Here is a 13,533-nt window from a genome sequence, read left to right on the forward strand (position 1 = left end):
CGGCTGTGGTGTAGTCGTGACGATAAGTCATATGTGCTGCGCGCGGGGGTGGTTGGAAGGTTCTTACCCGCCCATTCCGTTAAAGGGTCACTCGGCCCGTGGCACTTGAGCTTCGGAGGCGAAGGAGACGAAGGTCGACCAGGCCTCGGGGGAGAAGGCGAGGGTCGGGCCGGCCTTGTCCTTAGAGTCGCGGACGTGGACGGTGGAGGCGGAGGAGGCGACCTCGACGCACTCGTCACCTTCGTGGTTGCTGTAGCTGGACTTGGTCCAGGAGGCGGCGACCTCGACGCAGTTGCCGCCCTGGGTGTCGCTGTAGCTGGACTTGAACCACTTCATAGCTGCTCCACCATTGTTCTGATGAGTGCCTCCGACTCCTCAATACTGAGGGCCTGCGAGCGGATCATGCCATGGCGTTGCACGAGGATGCTCACCTTCTCGATGTCGGCGGACAGGAATCCCGCGTACTGCCCTTCCACGTAGCCGAGTTGATCGTGCTCTGGCGTCTCCAGGATCACCATTGGTCCCTCCAATGCGACATGGGCCACCCGGTCGACCGGCAGCACCTGGATGGTGACGTTCCGCAGTTCGCCGACCTCAAGTAGGCGTTCCAGCTGCCGCTTCATGACGCCTTCACTGCCGACGAGCGCTCGGAACGCGGCCTCGTAGATGACGAAACCGAAGAACACGGTGGGCGAGCGACGCAGCTTCTCCTGCCTCTCCATGCGACTGGCCACCCGAGCCTCGACGGTCTCGTCGTCCAGCGGCGGGTACGAGTGGCTGATCAGCTCTCTGGCGTACTCCTCGGTCTGAAGCAGCCCGGGGATGAACAAGGCTTCGTATGAGTGGATCGCGATGGCCTCGACCTCGGCGTCCGCATAGCCCCTCGAATAGGACGCGAACTTCTCCGGTGCCAGGAAGTTGGTCGCCCCCACCAGTAGGCCCTTCGCGTCGCACAGTTCGTCGGCCGCCTGAAGCAACTTGAGCGACGGCCTTCTCCTCCCCGCCTCCATCGACCGCACGCTCTCGATGTCGTAGTGGGATTCCGTGGCCAACTGCTCCCGGGTCACGCCCGCGAGGGTGCGCCACCGCTTGAGCTGATCGCCGCAGTACTTCCACGACATCGGGTTTTCCTTCGGCAGGCTCACGGCCTTGCGCCCCTCCCTGCCCTGGTCGCAGGGCGGTTCAAGCTCTCGCTGTACAAATGGCGTTACTGCTGAGGCTATGCCCGGCTGTCGACCCTTGAAGGGTGAAATGGCCGAACTCAGCCCTCACGAGTGAAGCCCCCGTACACCCCCCCCAAGGACTCTGATGCTCACTCAGCCCGTCGACCTCGTCGAGTGGATGTTCCCCCGCCTCCCCCGCAGCGCCGGCCGCGCCCGCGTCCGCTTCATCCGGCAGGTCTTCGAGTGGGAGGTGCCGATCGACTCCGCCGAGACCGGCCTGATCCTCCTCAGCGAACTCGTCACCAACGCCTGCCGTCACGCCCGCTCCCAGCGTGACCGGATGATCGGCGTGCGCGTCGTCCTCCCCACCGACTCCCTTCTCCGCATCGAGGTGTCCGACGGGAACACCGACCTCCCGAGGATCCGCCGCACCACCCCCGACGACGAGTCCGGCCGGGGCCTCGAACTCGTCGCCGCCCTCGCCACCTCCTGGGGCGCCCACCTCCGGGGCGAGGGCTACGTCGGCAAGACCGTCTGGTGCGAACTCGCCCTCCCCACCCCGGCCAACCCCCACGACTGACCCCGCCCCGCCGCCCCACACCGCCGCCCCACCCCGTGCGCGAGAAGTCGACCCCGCCGACTTCTCGCGCCGGGCCCCGCCGGGTGGGGCGGTCACGTGGGCCTGACGGTGAACCCGGGCCTACGGGTGGTAGAGGGCCCGGGCCCGCGCGAGGTCGACCGGCCCGCCCTCTCCGAGGTGCAGGAAGTACTCCACCTGCCACGCCTGGGTGCCGCGGGCCTGGCGACTGGTGGTGGTCACCCAGGGCGGGTAGACGCGGAACGCCCGCTTCCCGCCGGTGCGGTTCCGGGACACGATGCCGCGCTCGCACAGCACGTCCCGCGGGAACACGAACTGGCCGACGCGGTCGCCGTCGCGACTGCTGACGACGAAGAGGTCGACCCCGTCGCTCGTGTCGAAGGGCCGGATCGGCCCCTCGTCGGACCGCAGCCAGAAGGTGACGAACTGGCCGGCCTTCGTCGGAGTCGTCTTGGCCACGCGGAACCGCACCGAGAGCCGGTCGAGCGTGAACCCGTGAGCCACGTACTCGGCACTCTCCGGTTCGGGCACGGGCTGTGAGCAGCTGAAGCCGCTCGGGTCGTACACCGATGCCTTCGCCGCCAGCAGGTCGCCGTGAAGTCCCGCCCACGGCCGATTCGTCGACATCCCCGCATCCTGCCACCACCGAATCGCAGGGCTCACCTGCGACCTGCGCGAGAAGTCGACCCCGCAGACTTCTCGCGCATGCGCCCCCGGCCCGCTTCCGCACGCCGGTCGACTCGGATGCGGTGCGGCGCCAGGATGGCAACCGGTTGTGTCCGTCTCATCATCAGGAGGGGCAGCATGGGAGAACACTCGAAGCCGCCGCAGGACCCGAGCCAGGGGACTCCCCCGCCGAACAACGCCGATGGGAAGGTCACCCCGCCGCCGCCGAGCGACGGCAAGCACAAGAAGTGATGCCGAGCGACGACGGGAGCCTGACCGGGTACCGGGCAGGCCTGCACGTGGAGATGGAGCGGCGCGGGGCGTGGCCGGAGGACTCGCCGTGGCTGCGCGAGGCCTTCGGCGCGCTGCCGCGCGACCGGTTCGCGCCGGACCGGTTGTGGAGGTGGGACGGTTGGGCCTACGTGCCGGTCGACCGGGAGGACGACCCGGGCGGGTGGGCCGCCGAGCTGTACTCCGGCGTCGACGCGCCGGCCGTCACCCAGCTCACCGGCGGCCTCCCGTCGTCGTCGCTGTCCGCGCCCTCCGTGGTGTCGGACATGCTGGACAGCCTCAGGGTGGAGCCGGGGCACCGGGTGTGGGACGTCGGCACCGGCCAGGGCTGGTCAGCGGCGCTGGCCGCCTGGCGGGCCGGGCCTGGCCTGGTGGTCACCACCGAGGTGGACGAGCACCTGGCCGCGTTCGCCCGGGCCAGGCTCGCGGACGCCGGACTCGACGTCGAGGCGGGGGCGGGCGACGGCACCGGCGGCGGGTTGCCCGGTGGCGGCCGGGTCGACCGGCTCCACGCCACCTACGCCGTCGAGATCGTCCCGTGGTCCTGGGTGGAGGCGGTGCGCCCGGGTGGACGGATCGTCTACCCCTGGGGACGACTCGGATACGTCGCCCTCACCGTCGCCGACGACGGCGCGGCGCACGGCTGGGTCCACGGCCTGGCCCAGTTCATGGGCGACCGGCACGGTCCGGCCCAGCCGAGCAGTGGGCCCGCCGCGTACGCGCAGGTGCGTGGCGGCGCCGAACCCGAGGCCTGCCGGCCGCTGGACCGCGACCCGGCGGGCCTGGAGGACTGGCACCTCAGGTTCGCGCTGCGCGTCGCCGTCCCGGACGCCGTGCTGTTCACCGACCGGAGCGAGGGCGGGCCGGCCACCGTGGTCCACGACGGAGACCGTTCGTGGGCCGAGATCCGTCAGGACGGGGATGGCGGGCCCTCGTTGTCGCAGGGCGGTCCGCGCCGCATCGGCGACGAACTGGTGGCCGCCTGGTCCCAGTGGGAGGAACTCGGCCGCCCCGAACTCTACGACTACGGCGTCACCGTCACCTCCGACTCCCAGTGGGCGTGGCAGGGCGACCAGGACACCGGCCCGCGCTGGCCGATCGGAGGCCTGAACCCGGGCGCGCGGTGACTGGTCCCGGATCCTCCGGCCGAACGGTGTGGACGGCCGCGCCACCGCCCGCAGCCGAGCCGGCGAAGGCGCGGCCTCGCGGGCGTCATGAGCGGCCGGCCCCGCCTCGGCCCCGTCCGCAAGACCGACTGACGCCGCGCGAGAAGTCGGCCCGGCCGACTTCTCGCACCGGCGGTCGGCTGCGCGTCGGGGCGGAGCAACCGGCTGAGTCAGGGGGTGAGCACGAGGCCGGCCCGTCCGCCGGCCCTGGTCAGGAGAGCGAGAAGCCCAGCTTGTTCACCACCGGGGTCATCGGCACGTACATCACCTGCGAGTAGCAGGTCGTCGTGTGCGCCGTCGAACCGGCCGGGCAGCCGACCTCGGACCGGGCGGCCACGATCACGCCGCGGGCCTCCATGTCGCCGTTCGCGCCGGACGGGTTCGCCACGGCCGGGCCGCCGCTGTCGCCCTTCGCGGCGATCGCCCGCCGGTCGCCGCCCTTCGACTCCACGACGTCCACCGGCTTGATCTTCGTGCCCGCGTCGTTCGTCGTCTCCACGTCGACCCTCTTGATCTGCACGTCGCACTTCCACCCCGACTGGGCGCCGCTGAGGCAGACGAGGTCCCCGACGTTGTTCCGCCCGATCCCGTAGGTGTGCCGGGACGAGCCGCCGCCGTCCGACCAGGGGCCGTCGTAGAACCGGCCGCCGCCGTTGCCGTTGACCGCGATCGTGCCGACGTCCAGGCCGTCGCCGGTCGCGGACAGGTCGCCGATGTAGCTGCCGGTGCCGTTGTAGTACCGGCCGCCGCCGCAGTGCGCGGCGGTCAGCACCACCTTCGCGCCGCCCTTCCAGCCGCTGAACGCCGTCGAGCAGAACGACGCCTTCGCGGTGTTCACCTCGGCGCCCGCGTAGTACGGCGCGCCGTCGGAGTGCCGGCTGCCGGACAGCGCCACCGGCGTTCCCTCTACGCCGGCCGTCACCGGCATTCCGGCGATCTCGGCGGCCCGTGAGGAGTACGCCTGCTGGGTCGTGTCGCCGCCGGTCAGCCGCGCCGCCTTCGCCTGCGCGTACGTGATCGTGATGGCGGCGCCGTCCTCCTGCGGGCCGATCGACGTCCACGCGTCGCGGGCGACGGCGGCGGTGAACCGGTCGATCGCGGCGCGCATCTCCGCGCGGGAGTGCGGGCTCCGGTGGACGTCGACGGTGTAGCCGGGGCCGGCGTTCGCGTCGAGCAGGGCCCTGACCCTGGCCGGGGCCTCGCCCTTCCAGTAGATGTCGGCGTGCTGGTTCGACGCGTCGATCACGGTCCCGGCGTAGCCGGCCGCCGCCGGGTCCCCGGACTCCACCCAGTCCTGCACCGGGTCCGTCATGTGGTGGAGCAGCTGCTGGGCCTGCGGGTCACGGAGCACCGGCAGGCTGACGGACGGGATCGGCCCGTCGCGCACGACGTCGGCGGCGACCAGGGCGGAGGCGACCACGGTGGTCAGGGCCAGGGGCAGCACGAGACGGGAGCGGCGCATGAGCGGGTCCTTTCGGTGAGCCGATGGGCCGACACTCAGCGTAGGGACCAATGGACGATCCGCTACGACCGGAAGCCGCTCATCGGGCCACCAGTCGTTGTGCGCGAGAGACAACGCGCCCCCGGGCGGGGCTGGACAACGCCCCGGAGACCGGTGGGGCGCCTGTGCCCCGACTACCGCTCCGGGGTGGCCGCGTGAGAAGTCGGACCGGCCGACTTCTCACGCCGGCCAGTCGGTACCATCGACCCGTGAACCTGTACTGGCACGTCGTGCTGCCACCGCTCAGCGCCTGATCGGGCGCGCGCTCCGGTGGCTTGATCCCCTGCGACCCCGGCTCGGCCCGATGAGGGCCGCCGAGGGCTGATGGCGTGCGCCCGTTCTCGAAACCCCCTCTGACGGTCTTCGACGACGGAAGTTCACGACTGTGCCGAATCGTTTGTCCTCACCTGCCCGCTCCCTGTCCGCGACTCCCCGGCGCGCCCGTCCGCGCGGCGGCGCGGTGCCGATCCTGATCGCCGCCGTGCTCTGGGGCACCACCGGGACGGCCAGTTCGCTGGCGCCCGGGGGCGCCCCGGCGGCCGGGATCGGGGCCGCAGGGCTGGTGCTCGGCGGGCTGCTGCTGTTCCTCACCGACCGATCGGCCCCGGCGCTGCCCCGGGCCTGCGGGCCGCGCGAGCGGTGGCTGCTCGCGGCCGGCGCGGTCGCGGTGGCCGGGTACCCGCTGACCTTCTACCCGGCGGTGAGCCGGACCGGGGTGGCGGTGGCCACCGTGATCGCGCTCGGCAGCGCGCCGGTGTTCACCGGGCTGCTCGGGTGGCTCGCCCGGCAGGGGCGGCCCGGCGGGCGGTGGGCCGGGGCCACGGCGCTCGCCGTGCTCGGCTGCGTGCTCCTGGTGCTGGGCCCCGAACTCGCCGGTGGCGGTGGGGCGGTGGACCCGCTGGGCGTGCTGCTGGCGGCGCTCTCCGGGCTCTCGTACGCCGTGTACTCGCTGATCGGCGGACGGCTGATCTCGCACGGGCACCCCTCGGGCGGGGTGATGGGGGCGATGTTCGGCGGCGGTGCGCTGATCGTCCTGCCGGTGCTGCTCGCCGGTGACCTGGGGTGGCTGGCCTCGGCGCGCGGGGCGGGAGTCGTCCTGCACCTCGCGGTGATCACCACCTTCCTCGCGTACTGGCTGTTCGGCCGAGGCCTGCGGCACACCACCGCCCAGACGGCCACCACGCTGACCCTCGCCGAGCCCGCCGTCGCGGCGGTCCTCGGCGTGGCCGCCCTCGGCGAGCGCCTGCCCGCCGTCTCCTGGTGCGGACTCGCCGTCCTGGCCGGGGGATTGGCTTTCCTCGCCCTCCCCGGAAAGCGGTAGTCGCACAGCCCGCACGGGACGTCGGCCGGGCCGACGTCCCGTGCGGGGGTGATCGGTTGGCTCGCTGCTGCGGCTACTTGACGAAGACGCTGGAGCCGAACTCCTGGGTCGTCTGCTCACCGGGAGGGACCACCGCGATCACGTGGCCGGTGCAGTTCCGGCCGTCGTACACGAGGGCGTACCCATCGCTCTGGTTCCGCGGGACGAGCGGGTAGACGGGAGCGCTGTAACAGCCGCTCGGGTGCTCGATGACCATGTCGGGGGAGATGTAGAGCGCCCCGTCGGCCGCGAAGGCCGCGTTGGGCCGGGCCGGTCAGAGGCCGAAGTGGGCGGCGATGCCGGCCAGGACGCAGTCGAGGCCGGTCTCGAACTGCCAGTCGGGGTCGTCCTTGCGGGTGGCCTCCTGGAGGTAGCGCTGGTAGCCGGGGTAGCGGCCGGTGCCCATCAGCCAGCTCATCCGGGGGGCGAGGCCGGCCCTGGTCTGGTCGCCGTCGGACCAGCCGCGCTCGCGGCGCAGGGCGTCCAGGGTGACCTCGGCGGTGACCGAGCCGTGGACGTAGCCGGTGACGGTGCGGAACACCGCCATCGTGGTGTCGGCGTCCAGGCCGTGGCCCGCCAGGGCGGCGAAGGCGCGCTCGGGGACGGCGAGCTGGTGGGGGCTGAGTGCGAACGGGGTGGCCGCCCGGACGGTCCACGGGTGGGCCAGGTGCATGGCGCGCAGGTGGACGGCCAGGGCGCGCATGGCGTCCCGCCAGCCCTCCGCGGGGGCGTCCAGCGGGAGTTGGCCGTACACGAAGTCGACCATCAGCTCGATGAGTTCGTCCTTGCCGGAGACGTACCGGTAGGCGGCCATCGGGGCGACGCCGAGGGCGGTGGCCAGCCGGCGCATGGTGACGGCGTCCAGGCCCTCGGCGTCGGCGATGGCGACCGCGGCCTCGGCGATCCGGTGCGGGGTCAGGGTGGTGCGCGGCGCGGGGGCCGGGCGCTCCAGGCGCTCCCAGAGCGAGACCTGGGGTTTGTCGCTGGCGCCACTGGGGGCCTGCTGGGCGGGCATCGGGCGGGCTCCTTCCGGCCGGGGACGCTCTCACCGTAGCACTCACGGTGTACGGCGTATCGGCAGTGGACGGCGTACGCGTCGCTGTGTACGTTGTATCCACGACGGATACGCCGTACACAGCAGTCATCCCGGAGGGGGATCCCCATGTCCACGGAGCAGAAGCCCGCGGAGCAGAGCGCGGAGCAGAGCGCGGAGCAGGGCCTGAAGGTCGCCGTCCTCGTCGGCAGCACCCGCGAGGGCCGCTTCGGCCCGGTCGTCACCGACTGGCTGCTCGGCCACCTCGAAGCCCACGGCGGTCTGACCGCCGACCGGATCGACCTGGTGGAGACCCCGCTGCCCACCACCTTCCCGTCCTTCGGCGGTGAACTGCCGCCGGGCGACGCCGAGTTGCTGGCCGCCGTGTCGCCCCGGCTGGAGGCGGCCGACGCCTTCGTGATCGTCACGCCCGAGTACAACCACAGCTTCCCGGCCCCGCTCAAGAACGCCATCGACTGGCACAACCGGCAGTGGCACGGCAAGCCGGTCGGCTTCGTCTCGTACGGCGGCCTGTCCGGGGGCCTGCGGGCGGTCGAGCAGCTCCGGGTGGTGATGGCCGAGCTGAACGCCGCCACGATCCGCAACACGGTCAGCTTCCACGGCGCCGCGCAGTGCTTCGACGCCGACGGAAGGGCGACCGACCCGGCCGCGGACGCCGCCGCGAAGACCATGCTCGACCAGCTCACCTGGTGGGCCCGGGCGCTGCGGGACGCCCGGCAGGCCCGCCCGTTCGCGGCCTGAGCCCGGTGGAGGGGGACGGAGGGGGAACGCACATGGCCGCGGAGCCGGTCGAGGACAGGCCCAGGCCGCCGCTGCTCGGCGTGATCGGCCTGATGCTCGGCATCTTCCTGGCGGCCCTCGACGGGCAGATCATCGGCACCGCGCTGCCGACCGTCGTCGGGGACCTCGGCGGACTGGAGCACCTCTCCTGGGCGGTCACCGCCTACCTGCTGACCTCCGCCGCCGCCACCCCGCTCTGGGGCCGGCTCGGCGACCTGTACGGGCGCAAGGGCGCCTACCAGTGGGCGGTGGTGCTCTTCCTGGCCGGCTCGATGCTGTCCGGACTGGCCCAGGACATGGGGGAGTTGATCGCCTTCCGGGCGGTGCAGGGGGTCGGCGCGGGCGGGCTGATGGTCGGCGCCCTCTCGGTGATCGGGGTGCTCGTCCCCGCGTCCGACCGGGGGCGGGTGCAGTCGGTGATCGGCGTGCTGATGCCGATCGCCATCATCGGCGGGCCGCTGCTCGGCGGCCTCCTCACCGACCGGCTCAGCTGGCGCTGGGCGTTCTACGTCAACGTGCCGGTGGGCCTGCTGGCACTGCTCGCGGTCGGCACGGGGGTGCGGCTGCGGACGGAACGGGTGCGGGCGCCCTTCGACTGGGCCGGGGTCGCCCTGCTGACTACCGGCATCACCGCGCTGACCCTGGTGGGCAGCTGGGGCGGCACCGCGTACGCCTGGACCTCCCCGTGGATCCTCGGGACGGCGGCGGTGGCGGTGGCCGCGCTCGGCTGGTTCGCCCGGACCGAGCTGCGCGCCCCCGGGCCGCTGATCCCGCCCGCGCTGTTCCGCAACCGCGACTTCACCGTCGCCCAGGTGCTCGGCTTCCTGGCCGGCGCGCTGATGATCGCCCTGGTCGGCTACCTGCCGCAGTACCTCCAGCTGGCCCGGGGCGCCTCGCCCACCGCCGGCGGCCTGCTCCTGCTGCCGCTGATGCTCGGCATGCTGGGCGCCCAGCTGGTGACGGCCCGGCTGATGGGCCGGCCGGGCGGCGAGCGGCGCTACCCGCTGCTGGGCGGGGGGCTGGCCCTGGCCGGCTCCGCGCTGCTGCTGCTCCTGCGCGCCGACACCCCGACCGCCCTCGCCTCCGCCCTCACCACCGTCGCCGGGGTCGGCCTCGGCCTGGTGCTGCAGAGCACCATGCTGACCTCGATGGGCGCCGTCCCGCCCCGGGACATGGGCGCCGCGATGGGCGTGGTCACCCTGCTGCGCGGCATCGGCGGCTCGCTCGGCATGGCCGCCCTCGGCGCGGTCTACACGGCCCGGCTCACCGGTTCGCTCGCCGCCCGGCTGGGCTCCGACGAGGCGGCCCGGCTCACCGGCGGTGGCGGCCTGACCCCGGCCGCCCTGACCGGGCTGCCCGGCACCGTCCGGGAGGCCGTCGGCACGGCGGTGACGGCGGGCCTGCACGGGGCGGTGGCCGGCGGTGTGCTGCTGGCGGCCGTGGCCACCGCGGTGGCCTGCCTGGCCCGCCCGCGGCGGGAGGAGCCCCTGGAGCCGGCGAAGGCCGCCGCACCCGCGGAGGCGGGCACGGCGCGGTGATCCGGGGAGCGCCCGGGGAGGATCCGGGGCAACGCGACGGCCCCCGGGCGGAGGGGAACTCCGCCCGGGGGCCGTCCGGCCGTCAGGAGGTCCGCGCTCGATCAGGCGGTCGGCACCCGGATCAGGCGATCAGCACTCGATGACGTTCACGGCGAGGCCGCCGCGCGAGGTCTCCTTGTACTTGATCTTCATGTCGGCCCCGGTCTCCTTCATCGTCTTGATCGCCTTGTCCAGCGAGACGTGGTGCCGCCCGTCGCCGCGCAGCGCCATCCGGGCCGCGGTGACGGCCTTCACCGAGGCCATGCCGTTGCGCTCGATGCAGGGGATCTGGACCAGGCCGCCGACCGGGTCGCAGGTGAGGCCGAGGTTGTGCTCGATGCCGATCTCGGCGGCGTTCTCGACCTGCTCGGGGCTGCCGCCGAGGACCTCGGCGAGGCCGCCCGCGGCCATCGAGCAGGCGGAGCCGACCTCGCCCTGGCAGCCGACCTCGGCGCCGGAGATGGAGGCGTTCTCCTTGAACAGCATGCCGATGGCGCCGGCCGCGAGCAGGAAGCGGACGATGCCGTCGTCGTCGGCGCCCGGGATGAAGTTCAGGTAGTAGTGCAGGGTGGCCGGGATGATCCCGGCGGCGCCGTTGGTCGGCGCGGTGACCACCCGGCGGCCGGAGGCGTTCTCCTCGTTGACCGCCATCGCGTAGAGCGTCACCCACTCCATCGCGTTGGCGGGGCCGATCCCCTCGGCGCGCAGCGCCCGGGCCGCGGCCGCCGCCCGGCGGCGGACCTTGAGGCCGCCCGGCAGGATGCCCTCGCGGGTCATGCCGGCCCGCACGCACTCCTGCATCACGGACCAGATCTCCAGCAGCCCGGTGCGGATCTCCTCCTCGCTGCGCCAGGCCTTCTCGTTCTCCAGCATCAGGCCGGAGATCGACAGCCCGGTCTCCCGGCTGAGCCGCAGCAGCTCGTCACCGGTGCGGAAGGGGTACTTCAGCGCGGTGTCGTCGGGCTTGACCCGGTCCGCGCCGATCGCGTCCTCGTCCACCACGAAGCCGCCGCCGACCGAGTAGTAGGTCTTCTCCAGCAGGGCCGAGCCGTCCGCCGCGTACGCCCACAGGGTCATGCCGTTGGCGTGGTACGGAAGCGAGCGGCGGCGGTGCAGGACCAGCTGGCTGTCCGGGTCGAAGTCGATGGTGTGCTCGCCGAGCAGGCTGAGCCGCTTCTCGGCGGTGATCCGCTCGACGTCCTTGTCGGCCCGGTCGACGTCGACGGTACGGGGCGAGTTGCCCTCCAGGCCCAGCAGGACGGCCTTCGGGGTGCCGTGGCCGTGGCCGGTGGCGCCGAGCGAGCCGTACAGCTCGGCGCGGACGGCCGTCACCCCGTCCAGCAGGCCTTCGGAGCGCAGTCGGCGGGCGAACATCCGGGCGGCACGCATCGGACCCACGGTGTGGGAGCTCGACGGGCCGATGCCGATGGAGAAGAGGTCGAAGACGCTGATGGCCACGGGGGACGTCCTTGTCTGGTCTCGTGGAAGGACTTGCAGGCAGGGGAGGCGGACACGGGACGGGGCACCGCACGCACTGTCCAGTGTGCGCGGTGCCCCGGGGTCCGAGGTACGCCGGCGGGGTGAGGCCGATCACCCCTCCCGAACGGTCACCGGAGTGATCAGAGGTTCGGGTACAGCGGGTACTTCGCGGCGAGGGCGGTGACCCGGGCCTTCAGCGCGTCGGCGACGGTCTCGTCGAAGGCGGGCTTGAGCGCCTCGGCGATGATGTCGGCGACCTCGCGGAAGTCCTCGGCCTGGAAGCCGCGGGTGGCCAGCGCCGGGGTGCCGATGCGCAGGCCGGAGGTGACCATCGGCGGACGCGGGTCGTTCGGGATGGCGTTGCGGTTGACGGTGATGCCGACCTCGTGCAGCCGGTCCTCGGCCTGCTGGCCGTCGAGCTCGCTGTTGCGCAGGTCGACCAGGACCAGGTGGACGTCGGTGCCGCCGGACAGCACGGACGCGCCGGCCTCGGCCACGTCGGCCTGGAGCAGGCGCTCGGCGAGGATGCGGGCGCCGTCCAGGGTGCGCTGCTGGCGCTCCTTGAACTCCTCCGAGGCCGCGACCTTGAAGGCGACGGCCTTGCCGGCGATGACGTGCTCCAGCGGGCCGCCCTGCTGGCCGGGGAAGACCGCGGAGTTGATCTTCTTGGCGTACTCGGCCTTGGACAGGATGACGCCGCCGCGCGGGCCGCCCAGGGTCTTGTGGGTGGTGGTGGTGACCACGTCCGCGTAGGGCACCGGGTTGGGGTGCAGCCCGGCGGCCACCAGGCCGGCGAAGTGCGCCATGTCCACCATGAGCAGCGCGCCGACCTCGTCGGCGACCCGGCGGAACGCGGCGAAGTCCAGCTGGCGCGGGTAGGCGGACCAGCCGGCGATGATCAGCTTCGGCTGGTGCTCCTTGGCGAGGCGCTCGACCTCGGCCATGTCGACCTGGCCGGTCTTCTCGTCCACGTGGTACGCGGCCACGTTGTAGAGCTTGCCGGAGAAGTTGATCTTCATGCCGTGGGTCAGGTGACCGCCGTGGGCCAGGGACAGGCCCAGGATGGTGTCGCCCGGCTGGATCAGCGCGAACATCGCGGCGGCGTTGGCCTGCGCGCCGGAGTGCGGCTGGACGTTGGCGTGCTCGGCGCCGAACAGGGCCTTGATGCGGTCGATCGCGATCTGCTCGACCACGTCGACGTGCTCGCAGCCACCGTAGTAGCGGCGGCCGGGGTAGCCCTCCGCGTACTTGTTGGTGAGCACCGAGCCCTGGGCCTCCATGACCGCCACCGGGGCGAAGTTCTCGGAGGCGATCATCTCCAGGGTGGTCTGCTGGCGGTGCAGCTCGGCGTCGACCGCGGCGGCGATCTCCGGGTCGAGGGCGTGCAGGGACTGGTTCAGAACCGTCATGGTGGTGGTCTTCCCGGGAGGAGGAGGGAAAGGGGCCGGGCGGGGCGGCCGCCGCGCGACCGCCCCTGTCAGGGGGCTCAGCCCTGGGGGTTGATGAGCGCGTCGTACTCGTCCGAGCCGAGCAGCGCGTCGGTGGCCTCGACGCGCACCTTGAACAGCCAGGCGGCCCCGAACGGGTCGGCGTTCACGGCGGCCGGGTCGGCGACGACGTCCTCGTTGATCTCGGTGACCTCGCCGGTCACCGGGGAGAACAGGTCGCTGACCGACTTGGTGGACTCCAGCTCGCCGCAGGTCTCACCGGCGGTCACGGTGGAGCCGACCTCGGGCAGCTGCACGTAGACGATGTCACCGAGGGCGGTGGCGGCGTGCTCGGTGATGCCGATGGTCGAGACACCGTCCGCGTCCGCGGCGGTCAGCCACTCGTGCTCCTTGGTGTACTGCAGGTGCTGGGGGTTGCTCATGGCGTCATTCTCCAGGATGGGAAGCGGG

The 13,533-nt window shown here is 72.7% G+C and carries 14 protein-coding genes; 5 read left to right on the forward strand and 9 right to left on the reverse strand.

Annotated features, from left to right (window positions below):
* Nucleotides 1-87: 87 nt before the first annotated feature.
* Together ACIQOW_RS13520 and ACIQOW_RS13525 are read right to left on the reverse strand one after the other, a co-directional pair.
* Nucleotides 88-336 (reverse strand): DUF397 domain-containing protein, encoded by a 249-nt coding sequence (locus tag ACIQOW_RS13520; protein WP_401083646.1) that lies wholly within the window; start codon nt 334-336, stop codon nt 88-90.
* A complete protein-coding gene (locus ACIQOW_RS13525; RefSeq protein ID WP_401083648.1) occupies nt 333-1,145 on the reverse strand; it encodes a helix-turn-helix domain-containing protein in 813 nt (270 codons plus the stop codon). Before ACIQOW_RS13525 ends, ACIQOW_RS13520 begins: the two co-directional genes overlap by 4 nt.
* Nucleotides 1,146-1,308: 163 nt before the next feature.
* Between ACIQOW_RS13525 and ACIQOW_RS13530 the strand changes: the two genes are divergently transcribed.
* Nucleotides 1,309-1,743: an ATP-binding protein gene (locus ACIQOW_RS13530; protein WP_401083650.1), complete on the forward strand. Its 435-nt coding sequence runs from the start codon at nt 1,309-1,311 to the stop codon at nt 1,741-1,743.
* Between the two features lie 120 nt (nt 1,744-1,863).
* Here the strand turns inward: ACIQOW_RS13530 and ACIQOW_RS13535 are convergent, their stop codons facing one another.
* Nucleotides 1,864-2,388 (reverse strand): MepB family protein, encoded by a 525-nt coding sequence (locus tag ACIQOW_RS13535; protein ID WP_401083652.1) that lies wholly within the window; start codon nt 2,386-2,388, stop codon nt 1,864-1,866.
* A 290-nt stretch (nt 2,389-2,678) separates the two neighbouring features.
* Here ACIQOW_RS13535 and ACIQOW_RS13540 point away from each other — a divergent pair, with 290 nt between their 5' ends.
* The gene (locus ACIQOW_RS13540; RefSeq protein WP_401083653.1) at nt 2,679-3,845 is read left to right on the forward strand and encodes a protein-L-isoaspartate O-methyltransferase; all 1,167 of its coding nucleotides are present in this window, start codon (nt 2,679-2,681) and stop codon (nt 3,843-3,845) included.
* 250 nt (nt 3,846-4,095) lie between these two features.
* Here the strand turns inward: ACIQOW_RS13540 and ACIQOW_RS13545 are convergent, their stop codons facing one another.
* Entirely contained in the window at nt 4,096-5,346 is a 1,251-nt protein-coding gene (locus tag ACIQOW_RS13545) for a hypothetical protein (RefSeq protein ID WP_401083655.1), read from the reverse strand.
* A 424-nt stretch (nt 5,347-5,770) separates the two neighbouring features.
* Here ACIQOW_RS13545 and ACIQOW_RS13550 point away from each other — a divergent pair, with 424 nt between their 5' ends.
* Nucleotides 5,771-6,706, forward strand: a complete 936-nt coding sequence (locus ACIQOW_RS13550) for a DMT family transporter (protein WP_401083657.1) — start codon at nt 5,771-5,773, stop codon at nt 6,704-6,706.
* 73 nt (nt 6,707-6,779) lie between these two features.
* Here ACIQOW_RS13550 and ACIQOW_RS13555 read toward each other — a convergent pair whose 3' ends face one another.
* Complete coding sequence (locus ACIQOW_RS13555; RefSeq protein WP_401083659.1) at nt 6,780-6,962, reverse strand: hypothetical protein; 183 nt, start codon at nt 6,960-6,962, stop codon at nt 6,780-6,782.
* A 57-nt stretch (nt 6,963-7,019) separates the two neighbouring features.
* Nucleotides 7,020-7,760 carry a TetR/AcrR family transcriptional regulator gene (locus tag ACIQOW_RS13560; protein ID WP_401083661.1) on the reverse strand — a complete coding sequence of 247 codons (741 nt, stop codon included), beginning with the start codon at nt 7,758-7,760 and terminating at the stop codon, nt 7,020-7,022.
* A gap of 147 nt (nt 7,761-7,907) precedes the next feature.
* Between ACIQOW_RS13560 and ACIQOW_RS13565 the strand changes: the two genes are divergently transcribed.
* Nucleotides 7,908-8,540 (forward strand): NADPH-dependent FMN reductase, encoded by a 633-nt coding sequence (locus ACIQOW_RS13565; protein ID WP_401083663.1) that lies wholly within the window; start codon nt 7,908-7,910, stop codon nt 8,538-8,540.
* Nucleotides 8,541-8,572: 32 nt separating this feature from the next.
* Entirely contained in the window at nt 8,573-10,117 is a 1,545-nt protein-coding gene (locus ACIQOW_RS13570) for an MFS transporter (protein WP_401083665.1), read from the forward strand.
* A 129-nt stretch (nt 10,118-10,246) separates the two neighbouring features.
* Here the strand turns inward: ACIQOW_RS13570 and ACIQOW_RS13575 are convergent, their stop codons facing one another.
* The 3 genes from ACIQOW_RS13575 to gcvH all read right to left on the reverse strand — a co-directional run bounded on the left by ACIQOW_RS13575 (nt 10,247) and on the right by gcvH (nt 13,505).
* Nucleotides 10,247-11,614, reverse strand: coding sequence for an L-serine ammonia-lyase (locus ACIQOW_RS13575; protein WP_401083667.1), 1,368 nt, complete (start codon nt 11,612-11,614; stop codon nt 10,247-10,249).
* A gap of 161 nt (nt 11,615-11,775) precedes the next feature.
* Nucleotides 11,776-13,044 (reverse strand): serine hydroxymethyltransferase, encoded by a 1,269-nt coding sequence (gene glyA / locus ACIQOW_RS13580; protein ID WP_401083669.1) that lies wholly within the window; start codon nt 13,042-13,044, stop codon nt 11,776-11,778.
* Nucleotides 13,045-13,121: 77 nt separating this feature from the next.
* Nucleotides 13,122-13,505, reverse strand: coding sequence for a glycine cleavage system protein GcvH (gene gcvH, locus ACIQOW_RS13585; protein ID WP_401083670.1), 384 nt, complete (start codon nt 13,503-13,505; stop codon nt 13,122-13,124).
* Between the last annotated feature and the right edge of the window lie 28 nt (nt 13,506-13,533).

Source organism: Kitasatospora sp. NPDC091335, from assembly GCF_044757205.1.
Classification (GTDB): domain Bacteria; phylum Actinomycetota; class Actinomycetes; order Streptomycetales; family Streptomycetaceae; genus Kitasatospora.